This is a genomic window from Hymenobacter piscis (genome assembly GCF_018760735.1).
GTDB classification, from domain to species: Bacteria; Bacteroidota; Bacteroidia; order Cytophagales; family Hymenobacteraceae; genus Hymenobacter; species Hymenobacter piscis.
In genome coordinates this window covers 259,830-277,853 of sequence record NZ_JAHHZN010000003.1, presented here as the reverse complement: position 1 = coordinate 277,853, position 18,024 = coordinate 259,830, and the positions used below count along the sequence as shown (strand labels likewise).

At 62.4% G+C, this 18,024-nt stretch carries 13 protein-coding genes; 4 read left to right on the top strand and 9 right to left on the bottom strand.

What is annotated here, in order from left to right; translation table 11 throughout:
* The first annotated feature begins 102 nt into the window (after positions 1 to 102).
* The 3 genes from KLP40_RS05080 (at position 103) to KLP40_RS05070 (ending at position 7,074) form a co-directional block, all read left to right on the top strand.
* Positions 103 to 1,914 carry a tetratricopeptide repeat-containing sensor histidine kinase gene (locus KLP40_RS05080; protein ID WP_215592630.1) on the top strand — a complete coding sequence of 604 codons (1,812 nt, stop codon included), beginning with the start codon at positions 103 to 105 and terminating at the stop codon, positions 1,912 to 1,914.
* A 52-nt stretch (positions 1,915 to 1,966) separates the two neighbouring features.
* Positions 1,967 to 4,093: a S9 family peptidase gene (locus KLP40_RS05075; protein ID WP_394369982.1), complete on the top strand. Its 2,127-nt coding sequence runs from the start codon at positions 1,967 to 1,969 to the stop codon at positions 4,091 to 4,093.
* A gap of 413 nt (positions 4,094 to 4,506) precedes the next feature.
* Positions 4,507 to 7,074: an outer membrane beta-barrel family protein gene (locus tag KLP40_RS05070; RefSeq protein ID WP_215592629.1), complete on the top strand. Its 2,568-nt coding sequence runs from the start codon at positions 4,507 to 4,509 to the stop codon at positions 7,072 to 7,074.
* 243 nt (positions 7,075 to 7,317) lie between these two features.
* Here the strand turns inward: KLP40_RS05070 and KLP40_RS05065 are convergent, their stop codons facing one another.
* From KLP40_RS05065 to KLP40_RS05055, 3 genes are all read right to left on the bottom strand, one after another.
* Positions 7,318 to 7,521, bottom strand: coding sequence for a hypothetical protein (locus KLP40_RS05065; protein WP_215592628.1), 204 nt, complete (start codon positions 7,519 to 7,521; stop codon positions 7,318 to 7,320).
* A 180-nt stretch (positions 7,522 to 7,701) separates the two neighbouring features.
* A complete protein-coding gene (locus KLP40_RS05060; protein ID WP_215592627.1) occupies positions 7,702 to 9,102 on the bottom strand; it encodes a dihydrolipoamide acetyltransferase family protein in 1,401 nt (466 codons plus the stop codon).
* Positions 9,103 to 9,306: 204 nt separating this feature from the next.
* Positions 9,307 to 10,563: a competence/damage-inducible protein A gene (locus tag KLP40_RS05055; RefSeq protein ID WP_215592626.1), complete on the bottom strand. Its 1,257-nt coding sequence runs from the start codon at positions 10,561 to 10,563 to the stop codon at positions 9,307 to 9,309.
* A 339-nt stretch (positions 10,564 to 10,902) separates the two neighbouring features.
* On the opposite strand from KLP40_RS05055, the gene KLP40_RS05050 reads away from it, so the two are divergent.
* Positions 10,903 to 11,670 carry a DUF4197 domain-containing protein gene (locus KLP40_RS05050; protein WP_215592624.1) on the top strand — a complete coding sequence of 256 codons (768 nt, stop codon included), beginning with the start codon at positions 10,903 to 10,905 and terminating at the stop codon, positions 11,668 to 11,670.
* Between the two features lie 226 nt (positions 11,671 to 11,896).
* Here KLP40_RS05050 and KLP40_RS05045 read toward each other — a convergent pair whose 3' ends face one another.
* The 6 genes from KLP40_RS05045 to KLP40_RS05020 form a co-directional block, all read right to left on the bottom strand.
* A complete protein-coding gene (locus tag KLP40_RS05045; protein ID WP_215592623.1) occupies positions 11,897 to 12,262 on the bottom strand; it encodes a hypothetical protein in 366 nt (121 codons plus the stop codon).
* A gap of 170 nt (positions 12,263 to 12,432) precedes the next feature.
* Positions 12,433 to 13,065, bottom strand: a complete 633-nt coding sequence (locus tag KLP40_RS05040; RefSeq protein ID WP_215592622.1) for an ABC transporter ATP-binding protein — start codon at positions 13,063 to 13,065, stop codon at positions 12,433 to 12,435.
* A gap of 123 nt (positions 13,066 to 13,188) precedes the next feature.
* On the bottom strand, positions 13,189 to 13,989 hold the full coding sequence (gene lpxA, locus KLP40_RS05035) for an acyl-ACP--UDP-N-acetylglucosamine O-acyltransferase (protein WP_215592621.1): 801 nt from the start codon (positions 13,987 to 13,989) through the stop codon (positions 13,189 to 13,191).
* A gap of 103 nt (positions 13,990 to 14,092) precedes the next feature.
* Positions 14,093 to 15,484 (bottom strand): bifunctional UDP-3-O-[3-hydroxymyristoyl] N-acetylglucosamine deacetylase/3-hydroxyacyl-ACP dehydratase, encoded by a 1,392-nt coding sequence (locus tag KLP40_RS05030; RefSeq protein WP_215592620.1) that lies wholly within the window; start codon positions 15,482 to 15,484, stop codon positions 14,093 to 14,095.
* A gap of 103 nt (positions 15,485 to 15,587) precedes the next feature.
* Positions 15,588 to 16,628 (bottom strand): UDP-3-O-(3-hydroxymyristoyl)glucosamine N-acyltransferase, encoded by a 1,041-nt coding sequence (lpxD, locus tag KLP40_RS05025; RefSeq protein ID WP_215592619.1) that lies wholly within the window; start codon positions 16,626 to 16,628, stop codon positions 15,588 to 15,590.
* 120 nt (positions 16,629 to 16,748) lie between these two features.
* Positions 16,749 to 17,978, bottom strand: coding sequence for an HD domain-containing protein (locus KLP40_RS05020; protein WP_215592618.1), 1,230 nt, complete (start codon positions 17,976 to 17,978; stop codon positions 16,749 to 16,751).
* Positions 17,979 to 18,024 lie beyond the last annotated feature (46 nt).

The following is an 18,024-nucleotide window of genomic DNA, read 5'->3' as shown; positions in this document are numbered from 1 at the left end:
AGCCGGCCGGTTGCGTTTAGCCAGACTACCAGGTGGTTCCGTTAGTCGGCTGGTGGAATATCGCGGTAGTATGATATATTGGAGGTGTTGAAACGCTTCCTGTTGCTACTTGTATGTTGGTGGAGTGTCAGCGGCCAGATTCTGGCGGCTCGTCCCCCCGTGCGGGCCGATAGTCTGCGGCAGCTGCTGGCCATTTCCCGCCCCGATACCAACCGCGTTAACCTGCTTATTCTGCTGGCCTGGAACCAAACCGACTACGACCCGCTGACGGCCATTACCTACGGTCAGCAAAGTCGGCGCCTAGCCCACGAGCTGGGCTTCCAGCGGGGCGAATGTCGGTCGTTGCTGATGCTGGGCTGGGCCTTTTTGCGTAGCGGTAACTATCCCACGGCCGTGCAGTCGCAGGTAGAGGCCCGGCGGCTGGCCGAGCAGATTCACTACCGCGGAGGCCTGGGGCACGCCGATAACGGGTTGGGTTTTGCCCACCTCGAGCAGGAAAGTCCGCGTCTGGCGTTGCAGTTCTTCTTCCGGGCCATGCGCCAGGCCGAAGCCATCCCCGATTCGGCCCTGCTTACGCCCATTCTGGGTAACATCGGCTACGCTTACCTTCGGCTGGGGCAGCTCGATTCGGCCCGCTATTACACGGAGCGGGGGTATGAGCTTGATTTACAGCAGCACGACTGGCACAGTGAAATCGGCGACCTGGCCCTGTTGGGCGATATTGCGGCTCGCCAGGGCCAGGAATTAACGGCTCAAACATATTACCGCCGGGCCATCAGCCGCGCCCGGGGCATGCCGGTTGCCTACGCACTCTGCCAGGCCTGGCTGGGCCTGGCCCGGCTGGCGCGCCAGCATGGGCAGCTGGAGGCGACGCTGGCGTATGCCCGGCGGGGACTTCAGATCAGCCAGACGGGCGGCTATACCAAAGGCGTACTCGATGCTAGCACCTACCTGGCCGGGCAGTATGCGGCCCTCGGCGACTCGAGCCGGGCCTATGCTCATCTGCGCCGGGCCACGGCGGTGCGCGACAGCCTGTTCAGCCTCAACCGCAGGGTGCAGGTAGAAGCGTTGAGCTTCAGTGAGCAGCTGCGGCGGCAGGCCCTGATAGAAGCCGGGGAGCGAGCCGCGGCCCGGCGGCGGCAGCAGTTCCTGCTGGGCGCGCTGGTAGTGCTGGCCACGGCGGCAGCCGGCGGCTACCTGATCCTGAGCCGGCGCCACCTGCGCCGGGTGGCCGGGCTGGCCCTGGAACGGCAGCGACTGGAACGCAGCTACACGGCCGAAATGCTGCAAATTGAGGAAAAGGAGCGCCGCCGGGTGGGCGCCGATCTGCACGACGGGGTGGGGCAGCTGCTAAGTGCCGCCCACATGAACCTGGCCGCTCTGCGCCAGCGCCTGCCGCTGCCTGAGCCCCTGCACCGGGAACTGCTCACCACCGCCATTGCAACAGTAAGTGAATCGGTGCGCGAAATCCGCTCGATTTCGCACGGCCTGACGCCGGTAGCCCTGCTGGAGTACGGCCTGCCCCGGGCCCTGCGCGAGCAGCTGGCCCGGCTAAACCAATCCGGGGCAGGCCTGGTGGCCACGCTGCACCTGCTGGGACCTGCCGAGCCGCGGCTGGAGCTTACCCTGGAAACGGTCGTATTCCGAATTGCCCAGGAAGCCCTGCAAAACGTGGTCAAGCACGCGCAGGCCACAGAAGTCAGCGTGACGCTGGAGCGTACCAACCAAGCCCTGACGCTGCGGGTCCACGACAATGGCCGGGGTTTCGACGCGGCCGCCGCCGACCACAACGGCCTGGGCATGCACAACCTGCGCCGCCGGGCCCGCTACCTCAACGCCCGCCTGCACCTGGAATCTGCCGTGAGATGCGGTACCACGCTCACGCTGGTAGTGCCCCTGACGGCTGCGGGATAGGCGAAATCCGGGTAAAAACCTCGTAATTCAGGCTTCCGCCAAGCAGACTCCGATGACTCTATTGCGTATTACCCTGACGGGCCTCGCGGCCCTGGCTTTTACGGCGGCCCACGCCCAAACTTCTTCCACTGCTATGACCAAGCCCCCCGTGGCGGCCCTCAAGGCCAAAGAACTCAAGTCGCCCTTCGGCACCCGCCTCGACAACTACTACTGGCTCAATGAGCGCGAGAACCCCGAGGTTATCAGCTACCTGAACGCCGAAAATGCCTACTTCGAGCAGCAGATGGCTCCGGTGAAAGGGCTGGAAGAAACGCTGTTCCAGGAAATCAAGGGCCGCATCCAGGAGCAGGACGAGTCGGTGCCGTACCGGGACAATGGGTACTACTACTACACCCGCTTCGAGGCCGGGGCCGAGTACCCGATTTACTGCCGCAAAAAGGGCAGCCTCAGCGCGAAAGAGGAAATTCTGCTCAACGGCAACGAGCTGGGCCAGGGCAAGAGCTACTACCAGATTGGGGGCCTGGAAGTGAGCGATGACAACCAGGTAATGGCCTACTCCGAGGACGTGGTGAGCCGCCGCCTCTACACGCTGCGCTTCCGCAACCTGCAAACCGGCCAGCTCTACCCCGAGCAGATTCCGAACACCAGCGGCAACGCCGTGTGGGCCGCCGACAACAAAACCGTCTTCTACACCCGCAAAGACCCCAGCACGCTGCTGGATTACCAGCTCCTGCGCCATACCCTGGGTACCGACCCCAGCAAGGACCAGCTGGTATACGAGGAAAAGGACAACACCTTCCGCATCGGGGTGCACCGCTCCAAGTCGCGGCAGTACGTGCTGCTGACCATTGGCAGCACCATGTCGTCGGAGGTGCGGTACGTGGAAGCCAACAAGCCCACGGCAGCGCTGCAGGTGTTTCTGCCCCGCGAGGCCGACCATCTGTACGAGGTGGAGCACTTCGGCTCGGACTTCTACGTGCTGTCCAACGCCGGGGCGCCCAACTTCCGGCTGCTGAAAACGCCGGTGAAGAACACCGCCAAAACGGCCTGGCAGGAGGTTATTGCCCACCGCCCCGACGTGTTTCTGGAAAACATGGAGCTGTTCAAGGATTACCTGGTGCTGGGCGAGCGGAAGGAGGGCCTGCTGCAGCTGCGCGTGATTCGGTGGAAGGACAAGCAGGAGCACTACCTCAACTTCGGGGAGCCCACCTACACGGCCGCCATCAGCATCAACCCCGAGTTTGATACGCCCGTGCTGCGCTACGGCTACTCCTCGCTCACCACGCCCAACTCCACCTTCGACTACGACATGAACGCCCGCAGCAAGAAGCTGCTGAAAGAGCAAACCGTGCTCGGGAGCTTCCAGAAGGAGGACTACGTGACGGAGCGCCTCTACGCCCCGGCCGCCGACGGCACCAAAATCCCGATGTCCATCGTGTACAAGAAGGGCTTCAAGAAGGACGGCACGGCGCCGGTGCTGCAGTACGCCTACGGCTCCTACGGCTACTCCATGGACGCCACCTTCAGCGCCGCCCGCCTCAGCTTGCTGGATCGGGGCTTTGCCTACGTGATTTGCCACATCCGGGGCGGGCAGGAAATGGGCCGGCAGTGGTACGAGAACGGCAAGAAGCTCAAGAAGAAAAACACCTTCACCGACTTCACCGACTGCTCCAAATTCCTCATCGACCAGAAATTTACCTCCGCCGATAAGCTGTTTGCCATGGGCGGCTCGGCCGGCGGCCTGCTGATGGGCGCCGTGGTGAACAACCACCCCGAGTACTACAAGGGCGTAGTGGCGGCCGTGCCCTTCGTGGACGTGGTGACCACCATGCTCGATGAAAGCATTCCGCTCACCACCGGCGAGTACGACGAGTGGGGCAACCCCAACCAGAAGGAGTTCTACGACTACATGCTCTCCTACTCGCCCTACGACCAGGTGAAGGCCCAGGCCTACCCGAGCATGCTCGTGACCACCGGCCTGCACGACTCCCAGGTGCAGTACTTCGAGCCCGCCAAGTGGGTGGCCAAGCTCCGCATCGTAAAAACCGACCAGAACCTGCTGCTGCTGCACACCGACATGGCCGCCGGCCACGGCGGGGCCTCGGGCCGCTTCAAAAGCCTCCACGACGTGGCCCGGCAGTATGCCTTCCTGCTGCTGTTGCTGGGCGTGAAGGCCTAGCCCGAATCGAATTTCTATTCAGCCAACGGGCTGCTACCTGCCAAGGTAGCAGCCCGTTGTGTTGGTGGCCGGTTGTGGAAAGAACGGCCCGCTGGTTTACAGTCTGTTCTACGCAGATTCGTGTTTGACACTTTAAGGCGCAGCAGCGGGCAGGGCGGGAGTAGCTCGCCGATGAAGTTGGTGGGAGAGTAAAGGGGCCGCCCGAAAATATTCCGGGTTTGCCGTGCCACCCCGGGCCGGAAGTTGCGTCTGTGCCTCGGTTGCCCGGTATTCACCCGGACGTTCCGGGGTTTTAGCGGCGGAAACGTGCCGGCTGGTCGGGTTTATTTCCAGGCGGGCGGGGGCGCGGATAGCGTTGCAGCCGGTTGGGATGTTATGGTGCTGATGGCGGGTTTCGCCTTTTCCTTTTGCCTATGAAAAAGTTCGTCTTTCTGATTGTTCTGACCGGTAACGCCGCCGCCGTGCTGGCTCAGGCGCCGGCTGGGGCCGGTCGCCCCGCGGGCGCTCCGGCCGGCGCCGCTGCTGCGGGTGCGGCCCCCCAGGCGGGTACCGGCCGCATTACCGGCACCATCCTCGATGAAGCCACCCGGCAGCCCGTGCCCTACGCTACGGTGGTGTTGCTGAGCCCCGCCACCGGCAAGCCCGTGGATGGCACTTCGGCCGACGATAACGGCAAATTCACGATTCCGCGGGTGGCCGCCGGCACCTACACGGTGCAGGTGAGCTTCATCGGCTACAAGACGGTGGACAAGCCCGGTGTGGTGATGACCGATGCGGGCAACACGGTAAACCTGGGCACTATCAGCGTGGCTTCTTCGGCTCAGGCCCTGAAGGAAGTGCGGGTGGAAGGCCAGCGCGCTTTGGTGGAGGAGAAGGTGGACCGCACGGTATACAACGCCGAAAAGGACGAAACCACCCGCGGCGGCGACGCTACCGACGTGCTCCGCCGCGTGCCCATGCTCAGCGTGGACCTCGACGGCAACGTGAGCCTGCGCGGCAGCCAGAACATCCGGGTGCTCATCAATAACCGCCCCAGCACCATCTCGGCCAGCAGCATTGCCGACGCGCTCAAGCAGATTCCGGCCGACCAGATCAAGACGGTGGAGGTGATTACCTCGCCCTCGGCCAAGTACGACGCCGAAGGCTCGGGCGGCATCATCAACATCGTGACCAAGCAGAACAACCTGCAGGGCTTTACGCTGGATATGCGGGCCAGCGGCGGTTTGCGCAGCGGCAACCTGGGCCTGAACGCGGCTTACCGGGTGGGCAAGATGGGTTTCTCGCTGGGCGGGGGCGGGCGGGCCATGTACAACTCGCCGGGCAGCTTCCGCAACGACCAGCTCACCTACCGCCTGCTCAGCGCCACCGACCCCACCGACCGGGAGCTGGCCAGCCGCACCCTGCAGCAGGCCGATACGCGCCAGAACAACGTGTTCGGCCGCTACACCCTGGGCTGGGACTACGACATCAACAAGCACAACTTCCTGTCGGCCTCGGTGCAGCTGGGCCTGCGCAACGGCACCAACTACCAGGACGATCTGCGCACCCAAACCACCTTCTATGGTGGCCCGGTTGAAACGTTTACCAACAGCCTGCGCGACGTGAAGGTGCTCGACAACTCGACCACCGTGGATGCTACGCTCAACTACACCCACAACTTCGAGAAGCCCCGGCAGGAGTTCAGCGTACTGGGCCAGTACAGCCGCAACGTGCGCACCAACAACTTCACCAATGACATCCGCGAGGGCCTGAACGCGGGCGACTTTATCCGCAACATCAACGACAGCTACAACGAGGAAGTCACGCTCCAGGCCGACTACGTGACGCCCATTCAGGAAAACCAGATGCTGGAAATCGGGGCCAAGGACATTGTGCGCCGGGTGAACAGTGACTACACCACCCTGCGCAACGGCCAGCCCCAGGTGGGCCAGGGCCTCTCCAACGTGTTTACCTACGATCAGAACGTGGCCGCCGCGTACGCGGCCTACACCCTGAACTTCCTCAAGAACTATACCTTCAAGCCCGGTCTGCGCTACGAGTACACCAGCATCAGCGCCGATTTCCAACAGGAAGGCTCGGCCTCCATTCCGTCGTACGGGGTGCTGGTGCCCAGCGTGAACCTCTCGCGCAAGCTGGCCAACGGCAACCTGCTCAAAGCGGCCTACAACCGCCGGATTCAGCGGCCCTCGCTCCAGTTCCTGAACCCCAACCGGCAGGCGGCCAACCCGCTCAACGTCACTATCGGAAACCCTGAGCTGGATCCTGAATTCACCAATAACTACGAACTGGCGTACAACACCTTCATCAAGCAGACCTCGCTGAGCTTCTCCACCTTCGTACGCAATACCACCGGCTCCATCCAGCCCGTGCGCACGCCCAGCGGCGACACCATTATCACCAATTACGACAATATCGGCACCGAAAACGCCTACGGCGGCAGCGTGAGTGCCAACGTCAACATCAGCAAGAAGTTCAGCCTGAGCGGCGGCACCGATGTGTACTACGCCGTGCTCGATAATAACTCCGCCAACCCCATTTTTGCGGCCAGCAACTCGGGCTGGGTAGCCAGCGGCCGGCTGATTGCCAGCTACACGTTTGATAGTGGTTGGGGCTTCCAGAGCTTTGCCTTCTACCGGGGGCGGCAGGTGCAGCTCCAGGGCTACCAGGGTGGTTTCGGCATCTATAGCCTGAGCCTGAAAAAGGACTTCGCCGAGAAGCGCGGCTCCTTCGGCATCGGGGCTGATAACTTCTTCACGCCCAGCCTCAAAATCCGCAGCAACATCAACTCGGCGGCTTTCGAGCAGAACAGCGTGAACGATTTGCGCCGCATCGGCTTCCGCGTCAACCTGAGCTACCGCCTCGGTAAGCTCACCACCGAGCAGCCCCGCCGCCGCCGCCGCGCCATCAGCAACGACGACCTGAAAGAAGGCGGCGACAACGGCGCCGGTGCCACCGAGGCCCCCGCCGGCGGCCGGCCGTAAGGTGAATGAGTTAAGTGGGGAATGAGTGACTGTTCGGTCAGGGCCAAGCCTCACCGAAGCACCCGCAGAACAGCGCTACTGAGCCTTTCCTCACGAAATTCCAAGCCCTATCTGAGTAAACACAAAGCCCCTGACGTGCAAACGTCAGGGGCTTTTGCGTAGGTCGAAGTTGAGGAAGAAGGCCACCGGGTTGATGCACCACCCGCCCCGCAATGACCGAACAGTCACTCATTCACCGAGTTATTACTTCACCTTCAGGCTATCCGGAACGGGGCCGCGGGTGGCCTGGGTGAGCTGGTTCTGGAGCTGGAAGCTGACCTGCTCGCAGTCGTGGAATCGTTGTTCGGAGCGTTCCAGGGCGGTTTCGGTGGTGCGCAGGCGCTGGTAGAGAAACAGGATGAGGCCGAGTGCAATCAGCAGCGCCACCAAGGGCAGGGTTTTGTTCATAAGCGGGTTCGTTGCGGGGTTTTTGTTGTTGGATTTCCGACGCCGGGTACCTGGCCACGCGCCGGGATGCGGCGTCGCGTTCATCAGAAGGCCCCGCCACGTAACCACGGCGGGGCCTTCTGCATACATCTCTAAGCTCTAAGCTCTAAGCTCTAAGCTCTAAGCTCTAAGCTCTAAGCTCTAGATAGTCGTGTTGGGGTCGAATTGCTCGAGGTAGTCGGCCACGCGGCGCACGAACATGCCGCCGAGCGAACCGTCGACCACGCGGTGGTCGTAGCTGTGGCTCAGGAACATGAAGTGACGCACGCCAATCAGGTCGCCCTGGGGCGTTTCGATGACGGCGGGCTTCTTTTTGATGGCGCCCACGGCCATGATGGCCACCTGGGGCTGCATGATAATGGGCGTGCCCATCACGTTGCCAAACGAGCCCACGTTGCTCACGGTGTAGGTGCCGCCTTCCAGGTCCTCGGGCTTGAGCTTACCGGCGCGGGCGCGGTTGGCCAGGTCGTTTACCTTCTTGCTCAGGCCGTTCAGGTTGAGCTGGTCGGCGTTATGAATCACGGGCACAATAAGGTTGCCCGAGGGCAGGGCCACGGCCACGCCCACGTTGATGTCGCGCTTCTTGATGATGTAGTCGCCATCGATGGAAACGTTGATCAGCGGGAAGTCCTGGATGGCGCGGGCAATGGCCTGAATGAAGATGGGCGTGAAGGTCAGGTTCTCGCCCTCACGCTTCTTGTAGGCGTCCTTGTGCTTGTTGCGCCAGTTCACGAGGTCGGTCACGTCGGCCTCCACGAAGCTCGTCACGTGGGGCGAAATCCGCTTGCTGTCCACCATGCGCTGAGCAATCATCTTGCGCATGCGGTCCATCTCGATAAGCTCCTGGCCTCCACTGATGGAAGGCACAGCCTTGGTCGGTTGCGGATTGCTGGCGGTTGGTTGCTGGGCCGGAACAGCTGCCGGAGCCGGGGCGGGCTGGGCGGCCGGAGCGGCGGCCTGGGGCTGGGCAGTGGGGGCCGTCTGGGAGCTTGCGGCACCGCCACTGAGCGGCTGCTTGCCGCCGGCCACGTAGTCGAGAATGTCTTTTTTGGTCACGCGGCCTTCGCTGCCGGTGCCGGGCAGGTATTCCAGATCGGCCATGCTGATGCCTTCCTCGCGGGCGATGCTGAGCACCAGCGGGGAGTAGAAGCGGCCGGCCTGGGGCTGCGCGGGGGCCGGCGCGGCGGGGGCAGCGGTTTCGGCGGCGGGCACGTGGGGTACCTGGGTGGCGGCGGCAGCAGCGCCGTTGTCGGTAGCGGCCGGCGTGGCGGGGGTGCTGGCCGGGGCACCGGCATTGGCGGCATCGGTTTCAATGACGGCAATAGGGGCGCCCACGGCCACTACCTGGCCTTCTTCCACCAGAATCTGCTGGAGAATGCCCGCGTGCAGGGCTGGTACTTCGGTATCCACTTTATCGGTGGCTACTTCCAGCACCGATTCGTCTTGCTCGATAGCGTCGCCTACTTGTTTGAGCCATTTCAGGACGGTGCCTTCCATGATGGATTCGCCCATCTTGGGCATCGTCATTTCCACTCGTGCCATGCGGTCAGGATTAATAAGGGTAAGGGTGGGGTGGGAGTTTGGTGGAGCAAAGGTAACCAGAGCAGGTGAGATGATGAGGGGGGAAATAGTGAGATAGTGAGCTGGTGAAATGGTGAGTTTAATCTTTCAGCTGGACTTAACGGCACAAGTGGCGCAATCGGGGCCAGCCGAACCTCAAACTCACCATTTCACCACCTCACTATCTCACCGTTCTGTCGGCAGGTTCAGGCGGAGCAGGTTGAGGGCGGTAGTGGTGGTGAACTCCAGGTTGAGCTGGCGGCCCCGGTCGAAGCTGATCTGTTTGGTGATGGTGCGGTGGGCGTCGGCGTAGGCCACGCAGATGGTGCCCACGGGCTTGGTGGGCGTGCCGCCGTCGGGGCCGGCAATGCCGCTGGTGGCCAGGGCCACATCCACGCCCAGGCGGCGGCGCAGGCCCTCGGCCATTTCGGCCACCACGGCCTCGCTCACGGCCCCGTGGGCGGCCAGGGTTTCGGCCTGCACGCCCAGCTCCTGCATCTTCATCTCGTTGGAATAGGCCACAATACTGCCCTGGTAGTAGCGCGAGGCCCCCGGAACGCTGGTGAGGCGGTGGGCCAGCAGGCCGCCGGTGCAGCTTTCAGCCGTGCCCACCGTCAGGCCCCGGGCTAGCAGCAGCTGGCCTACGGCTTCTTCCAGCCTGATTTCGCCTTCGGCGAAGATATGGTCGCCGAGCAGGGTGCGCAGCGCGGGCAGCAGGGCTTCCATACGGGCGCGCAGGTGGGGCTGGCCGTCGTCGTGGCCGGTGAGGCGCAGGCGCACCCCGCCCAAAGAGGGCAGGTAGGCGAGCTTGATATTGGCGGGCAGGGCCGTTTCCCAGTCCTCGATGCGCTGGGCCAGAAACGACTCGCCCAGGCCCACCGTCTGCACCACCACGTGCTCGATGGCGGGCGTCTGGAAGTGGGCGCGTAGGCGGGGGAGCACCTCGTGGGTCATCAGGTACTTCATTTCGTGGGGCACGCCGGGCATGCTCACGAACACCACGCCGCCGTCCTCGAACCACATGCCCGGGGCGGTGCCCACGGCGTTGTGCAGCACCTGGCAGTTCTCGGGCACCAGAGCCTGCTGGCGGTTGACTTCCAGCATGGGCCGGTTGTAGCGGGCAAAAATGCCTTCCACGTGGCGCAGCACGTTCTCATTCAGCACCAGCCCGGCCCCGAAGTAGCGGGCCAGCACGTGCTTGGTCAGGTCGTCCTTGGTGGGGCCCAGGCCGCCGGTCATGAGCACCACCCGGGCCCGCTGCCGGGCTTGGTCGAGGGTGGCCGTAATTTCCTCGGCCTTGTCCGATACGCTGGTAATCTGCCGCACCCGCAGGCCCAGTTTGCCCAGCTCCTGGCCCATGAAGGCGGAGTTGGTATCGATGACCTGCCCGTAGAGCAGTTCATCACCAATGGTCATAATTTCAACGTCGGGAATCAGGGACATGGGGCGTCGGGTTAGGAAGAGAGCCGGATTAGCCCCGCTATGGGGCATTGCCCGCTAACAACGCCAGAACGGCCCTGGGGTTTTCGGCTTTTTTGCGGCCTTCCTTTTCGGCCTCTGCTCCCCCGGGGCAGTAGCAGCTTGCCCACAGTAGCAGCCCGAATGATGGGGCGCAGCAGATGCCGGACTCGAAAGCCCACTACTGCCGGCCAGATGACGCGGGCTCCGCCAGAGCCATCCGGCAGTGAGCCAGGCTGACGAAGCGCCCGTGTAAGCAAGTCGAATTAAAACTTGGTCCGGTTTCTGCAAAACCGACTGCCGTACTGCTCTTTTGTCACTGCCATGAAGTATCGTTCTATTCTCGTGTTGCCCGTCGTTTTACTGGGGCTGAACCTGTCGGCTTCGGCGCAGTTTCGCTTGCCGAAGCTGGGTAGCATCCTCAAAAGTCTGCCCGCGCCTACCAGAACCGGCACCACCATTGGCACCACTGGTAGTACCGGCAATCTGACTCAGGACGAGGCCGCCCGCGGCCTGAAGGAAGCCCTGACCCTGGGCATCAGCAAGGGCGCCGATCAGGCCTCCCAGACCGACGGTTTCTACCTCAACAAGTTTATCCGGATTCCCTTCCCGCCCGATGCCCAGCGCGTGGCCAATACGCTGCGCAGCCTCGGGCTGGGCAGCCAGGTCGATAAATTCGAGCTCACCCTGAACCGGGGCGCCGAAGATGCGGCCAAGAGCGCCAAACCCATTTTTGTGGCGGCTATCAAGAGCCTTACCTTCAAGGATGTGTGGGGGATTCTGACGGGCGAGAAGGATGCCGCCACCAACTACCTCAAGCGCACCACCACCCAGCAGCTGACCACGGCCTTCCAGCCTATTATGCAGCGCAGCCTCGATCAGGTGGGCGCCACCAAGTATTACACTGACCTGACCACGCGCTACAACCGCATCCCGCTGGTGACGCCCGTGCAAACCGACCTCAACCAGTACGCCACCGGCAAGGCCATCGACGGCCTGTTCACGCTCGTTGCCCAGGAAGAAGCCAACATCCGCGAAAACCCCGTGGCCCGCACCACCGACCTGCTCAAGCGTGTTTTCGGCCGGAAGTAAGAACTACCGGAGCGCAAACGGTGTAATGCGCGCTCCCCACTGTCCGGACAATTCTACTGATGCAAGGACGCGAACTACAACGTTCGCGCTACTGCTACAACCGAAAGGCCCGCTTTCCGGTAGGAAAGCGGGCCTTGGCGTGGGGCAGGTGTGGGAGAAGATGCAGAGAAGAAACGAGCTATTTCGCTCATTGCTCACATCCCAGCCTCCTGCGCCTCCTTGAAAATTAATAGTCGTCGTAATCGGAGTTGCGGCCGCTGTTACGGGAGCTGCCGGCGCTGCCGTACTCGTCGGTATCGTCGTCGGAGAAATCGTCGTCGTCCAGGTCGTCGAGGGAGGTGAACTTGCCGCCGCCTTCGGGGTCGTTGCCGGCTTCCGCCTCGTCGTACTCGTCCTCGCTCATGTTGGCCAAATCCAGGGCCTCATCGTGCGAAGAGCCGGTGTCGCGCCACATCAGGTAATCGGAGTATTTGGCGGCCAGCTGGCTTTCGGCCGAGCCGCGGGTGGTGTTGCCGCCGGTGCTGGCAAAATTATCCAGCTCATCGTCGTCGCCAAAAAGGTCGTCGTCGTCGAAGTCGTCGTTCTGTCTCATGGCCTTGCTAGGGGCGGTATGGGGTGAAAAATGGCGGCGTGACTGCAATCCGTCCGCAGCTGCAAAGATACGAGCGGAAAGCATGCGAAGGTTGCGCTTCAGGGCCAGGGCCGCATTGTCCGCTTGATTTCAGCCGGTGGCATGGGCCGGGAGCGGGCCCGCAAAAATGCTTACCGGGCGGCCTGGGCGCCAAAATCGGTGATGAGCAGTTGCGCGGTGCAGAAGTCGTACTCCTCGGGCACGTTGCTCGATACCAGGACCGTGCGCCCGGCCAGGGTGGCGGCCACGTGCTCCCGGTACCAGGCCACGCCCGTGCGGTCGAGGTTGGTGGTGGGCTCGTCGAGCAGGAGCAGGGGCGCGTCGGCGTAGAGGGCCAGCGCCAGTTTCAGGCGCTGCTTCATGCCGCTGGAAAAATCCCGGATCAGCTTGTGCCGCGACTTTTCCAGGTACATGAGCCCGATGAGCTGGGCGGCCGTGATGCCCGGCCGTAGCGGCTTAAAGCGGGTATGAAACCGGATCAGCTCGGTCAGGCTCAGCTCCTCAATCAGCTCCAGGTAGGGCGCGGCGTAGGCCAGGCGCATGGGCACGTCCTCCACGGCCACGGCCCGCCCGCCCTCAGCATACTGCACCGTGCCCTGGGTAGGCAGAATCTGACCCGACAAGGTGTTGAGCAGGGTGCTTTTACCGGCGCCGTTGGGCCCCAGGATGGCCGTGGCCGTGCCCGGCTCGAACGTGTGCGTCAGGCCCCGGAAAATCCACTCCCGCGCAAACCGCTTGCTCAGTCCGGTGGCCGTAATCTGCATCTGGTAGAATGTGGAAGGAAAGTAAATACCGAGGAGGAACAGATTAAAAGAACGTCATTCCGAGCGGTTCCGCTCGGAATGACGTTCCCTCAGCTACCAGCTACCAGCTACCAGCTACCAATACTACTCCCCGCCGGCGCTGGGGCCGCGGCCGTAGCCCTTGATGACGCCGCGGCCGGAGTTCCGGATGAAGTTCACCACTTCGTCGCGCTCGGGCGAGGGGGCCAGTTCCAGCTCAATCTGCTCGAGGGCGGCGGCGTTGTTGAGGCCGCTCATGAACAGCAGGCGGTAGAGCTGCTGAATCTCGGAAATCTTCTGGTCCGAGAAGCCGCGGCGGCGCAGCCCGATGCTGTTGATGCCCGCGTAGCTGAGCGGCTCGCGGCCCGCCTTCACGAAGGGCGGCACGTCCTTGCGGATCAGGGAGCCGCCCGAAATCATGGCGTGCTGCCCCACCCGTACAAACTGGTGAATGGCCGAGGAGCCCCCGATAATGGCGTAGTCGCCCACCTCCACGTGCCCGGCTACCTGCACGGTGTTGGCCAGAATGCAGTGGTTGCCGATGATGCAGTCGTGGGCAATGTGCACGTAGGCCATCAGCAGGCAGTTGCTGCCTACCACGGTTTTGAGCCGGTCCACAGTGCCGCGGTTGATGGTCACGCACTCCCGGATAACGGTGTTGTCGCCGATGTGCACCGTGGTTTTTTCGCCGGCGAATTTCAGGTCCTGGGGCTGGGCCGCAATAACGGCGCCGGGGAATACCTTGCAGTTTTTGCCAATGCGGGCCCCGGCCATAATCGTGACGTTGGGGCCAATCCAGGTGCCTTCCCCGATTTCAACATCCTTGTCGATGGTGGTGAAGGGCTCCACTACCACGTTCTGGGCAATCTGGGCCTCGGGGTGAATATAGGCGAGCGGCTGGGTCATTCTTTTTTTAATTAAAAATTAAAAATTAAGAATTAAAAATTGAATTAAATGGACAGGGCAAGAGTTGCCGGAACGGCCATTTTTAATTCTTCATTTTTAATTTTTAATTCTTTTTCACGATGCTGGCCGACATTTCGGCTTCCATCACCACTTTGCCGTTCACGAAGGCTTTGCCGCTCATTTTGGCAATGCCCCGCTTGATGGGCGCGGTCAGCTCGCACTTGAAGATGATGGTGTCGCCGGGCTTCACCATGCGGCGGAACCGGCAGTTTTCGATGCCCAGGAAGTAGGTCCAGTAGTTCTCCGGGTCGGGCACGGTGTTGAGCACCAGGATGCCGCCGGTCTGGGCCATGGCTTCAATCTGGAGCACGCCGGGCATCACGGGGTTGCCGGGAAAGTGGCCGGTGAAGAACTGCTCGTTGAAGGTCACGTTTTTCACGCCCGTCACCGTGGTGGCGTCGAGGTGAATGATTTTATCAATCAGCAGGAACGGGTAGCGGTGGGGCAGGGTCGCGGCAATCTGGTTGATGTCCATGACCGGCACCCGGCTCGGGTCGTAGGTCGGGATGGGGCTGGTATGGGCCTCCATCATCTTCTTCTTGATGCGTTTGGCGAAGGCCACGTTGGCCGCGTGCCCGGGCCGGGCAGCCAGAATCTGCCCTTTCAGCGGCCGGCCCACCAGGGCCAGGTCGCCCACCAGGTCGAGGAGCTTGTGGCGAGCCGGCTCGTTCTTGTAGCGCAGGTCCACGTTATTGAGGATGCCCTCCTTCTTGACGGCCACCTTGGGCTTGCCCAGCATGGTGGCCAGCTCGTCGAGCTCCTCGTCGCTCACCACCCGATCCACCACCACAATGGCATTGCTCAAATCGCCTCCTTTAATGAGGTTGGATTTGTAGAGGGCTTCCAGCTCGTGCAGAAAGCAGAACGTGCGCGAGGAGCTGATTTCGGCCGTGAAGTTCTCGATGTCGGTGAGCGAGGCATGCTGGGAGCCCAGCACCGGCGAGTTGTAGTCCACCATCACCGTGAGGCGGTAGGAATTGAGCGGCAGGGCGGCAATTTCCACGGCCCGGGCGTTGTCCACGTAGCGAATTTCGTCGGGAATCTCGAAGTAGTTGCGCAGGGCGTTCTGCTCCTCGAGGCCCACTTCCTGCAGGGGCTTGATAAACTCGTAGCTGCTACCGTCCATGATGGGCGGCTCGGGACCGTCGAGCTGGATGAGCACGTTGTCAATCTGCAAACCCACGAGGGCCGCCAGCGTGTGCTCCACGGTGTTTACGCGGGCGCCGTTCTGCTCAATGGTCGTGCCGCGCGACAGGTCTACCACGTTGTCCACGTCGGCATCCACGATGGGCTGGCCGGGCAAATCCACGCGCTGAAACTTGTAGCCGTGGTTGATAGGAGCGGGGCAGAACGTCATGGTGGCCTGCACGCCGGTATGAAGACCAATGCCACTCACGGTGACCGGGGCCTTGATAGTATGTTGCTTGTCGTTCATTGGGTCAGTTGTCAGTTGCCAGTTGCCAGTTGTCAGGGCAGGCGTTAAGTAGAACGGCCTGATCACTGGCAACTGGCAACTGACAACTCAGAGGTCTGCAAAGCTAGGGCTTTTCCGGCGGCCGACCGTTCTGCTCCAGCAGGCGCAGGCGGCGCTCCAGGTCGGGCAGGTGGCGGAAAATGGCGTTGGCCCGCAGACTGTCGCGCAGCCCGAAGGCCGGGGAGCCCTGCAGAAACACGCCTTCTTCCTTGATGGACTTGCCCACGCCCGACTGGGCCGTAACAGTGGTGCGGTTGGCCAGCGTAAGGTGGCCGGCCAGGCCCACCTGGCCCGCCAGCACGCAGAAGTCGCCGATTTTGGTGGAGCCCGAAATGCCCGCCTGGGCCGCCACCACCGTGTGCCGCCCGATTTCAACATTGTGGGCAATCTGCACGAGGTTGTCGATTTTGGCGCCTTCCCGGATAACGGTGGCGCCCATCGTGGCGCAGTCGATGGTGGCGTTGGCCCCGATGCTCACGTTGTCCTGGAGCACCACGTTGCCAATCTGCGGAATCGTGCGGTAGGAGCCATCGGGCTGGGGCGCAAAGCCAAAGCCGTCGGAGCCGATGACGGCGCCCGCGTGCACCACGCAGTTACGGCCAATCACGGTTTCGGCGTAGATTTTCGCCCCGGCGTACAGAATGGTGCCGTCCCCGATTTTCACCCGGTCGCCGATGAACACGTGGGGAAAAATCACCACGTCGGCCCCGATTTTGCAGTTCTCCCCGATGTAGGAGAAGGCCCCGCGGTAGTGGTTGCCGCCGATGGTGCTGCTGGCCGCCATGTAGGCCGGCTCTTCCACGCCCCGCTTGCCGGTGCGGGTAGCCTGCTGATAAAATTCGAGCAGGGCCGTGAAGCTGGTGTAGGGGTCTTCCACCCGGATCAGGGCCGCCGTTACGGGCTGGCGCAGCTCCAGGGTGCGGCTCACAATGACGGCCGTGGCCCCCGTGGAGTAGAGAAAGGGCTCGTACTTGGGGTTGGCCAGAAACGACAGGGAACCGGCCTGGCCCTCTTCAATCTTGGCGAGTCGGTCAATGCGCTGGTCGCCATTGCCCTCTACTGCTCCGTGCAGCACTTCTGCTATCTGGCCTACGGTAAATTCCATCGGGCAAAAGTAAGAGTTGGTTTTCGGTTTTTAGTTGTTGGTTTTGGCATGGGTGTATTCCAATGCCTTCCATTACTGGGTTGAACAAGGCCAAAACCATAAACCATTCCCCCAAAACCACTACAGAATCTCCTTGGGGTAGCAGATGTAGTGCTTCTCCACCCGCTGGCCCAGGGCCTTGATGTTGGGCAGGTCGGAGGCGGCGGCCACATTGACGACCTGGCCGCGCTTGGTGAGCACGTCGATGGTGTCCTGGCCGTCGGCGTCGTAGGCGTTGTTGCTGATGCGGCCGGTGAGCATGAGCTGGGCCGCATCGGCAAGGGGCAGCTCGAAGCGGGCGGCAATGAGCTCCACGATGCCGAGCTGGAATTCCTCCTCGAAGGGCTCGGCCTGGAGCGTGATTTTGAACAGGTGGCGGTCGAGCAGACTCTGGGCTAGGTAGCGCAAAACCGTATCGGGGTGGTCGGCCCAGAGCTTGACGGCACCCCACACGTCGGTATCGTCGAGGCGGGTAAAGCGGCGCAGAATCTCGTCGTCCTGCTCAAACTGCTGCTGCGTAACGGGGCGGGAAAGGAAGAAGTGCAGGTTGGGCGAGGCGGGTACGTCCGTGCCGGCCCGCACCAGGTCGCGGGCCCGCTGCATAATCCGGATGACCATCTGCTCGGCCGAGGTCACGGTTTTGTGCAGGTACACCTGCCAGTACATCAGGCGTCGGCTCACCAGAAAGTTCTCGATGCTGTACACCGCCTTTTCCTCCAGCACCAGCCGCTCATCCACCACCGTCAGCATCTTGATGAGGCGGTCGGCGCCGGGGCGGCCTTCCTGCACGCCGGTGTAAAACGAGTCGCGGTTGAGGTAGTCGAGCCGGTCCATGTCCAGCTGGCTGCTCACGAGCTGGTGAAAAAACGGCCGGTCGTAAGTGCCCTGGAAAATCTCGATGGCCAGGTCCAGCGCGCCCGCAAACTCCCCGTTGAGCTGACGCATCAGGTGCAAACTCACGGCCTCGTGGTGCACATCATGGAAAATGCTGCGCTCCAGGGCGTGGGAGAGGGGGCCGTGGCCGATGTCGTGGAGCAGGATGGCGGCCATGGCTGCCTCACCCTCCCGGGCCGAAATCTGCACGCCCTTGTCCTTGAGCGTCCGCAGGGCCAGCGTCATCAGGTGCATGGCGCCCAGGGCGTGGTGGAAACGCGTGTGCAGGGCGCCCGGGTACACGAACATGGTGAGGCCCAGCTGCTGAATGCGGCGCAGGCGCTGAAAATAGGTGTGCTCAATCAGGTCAAAGAGCAGCTCCGTCGGGATGGTGACAAAGCCGTAAACGGGGTCGTTGAAGATTTTCTTTTTGTTCATGTGGGGGTCCGGGGGACTTGGGGTCTGGGGGACTGGGTTCTTTAGG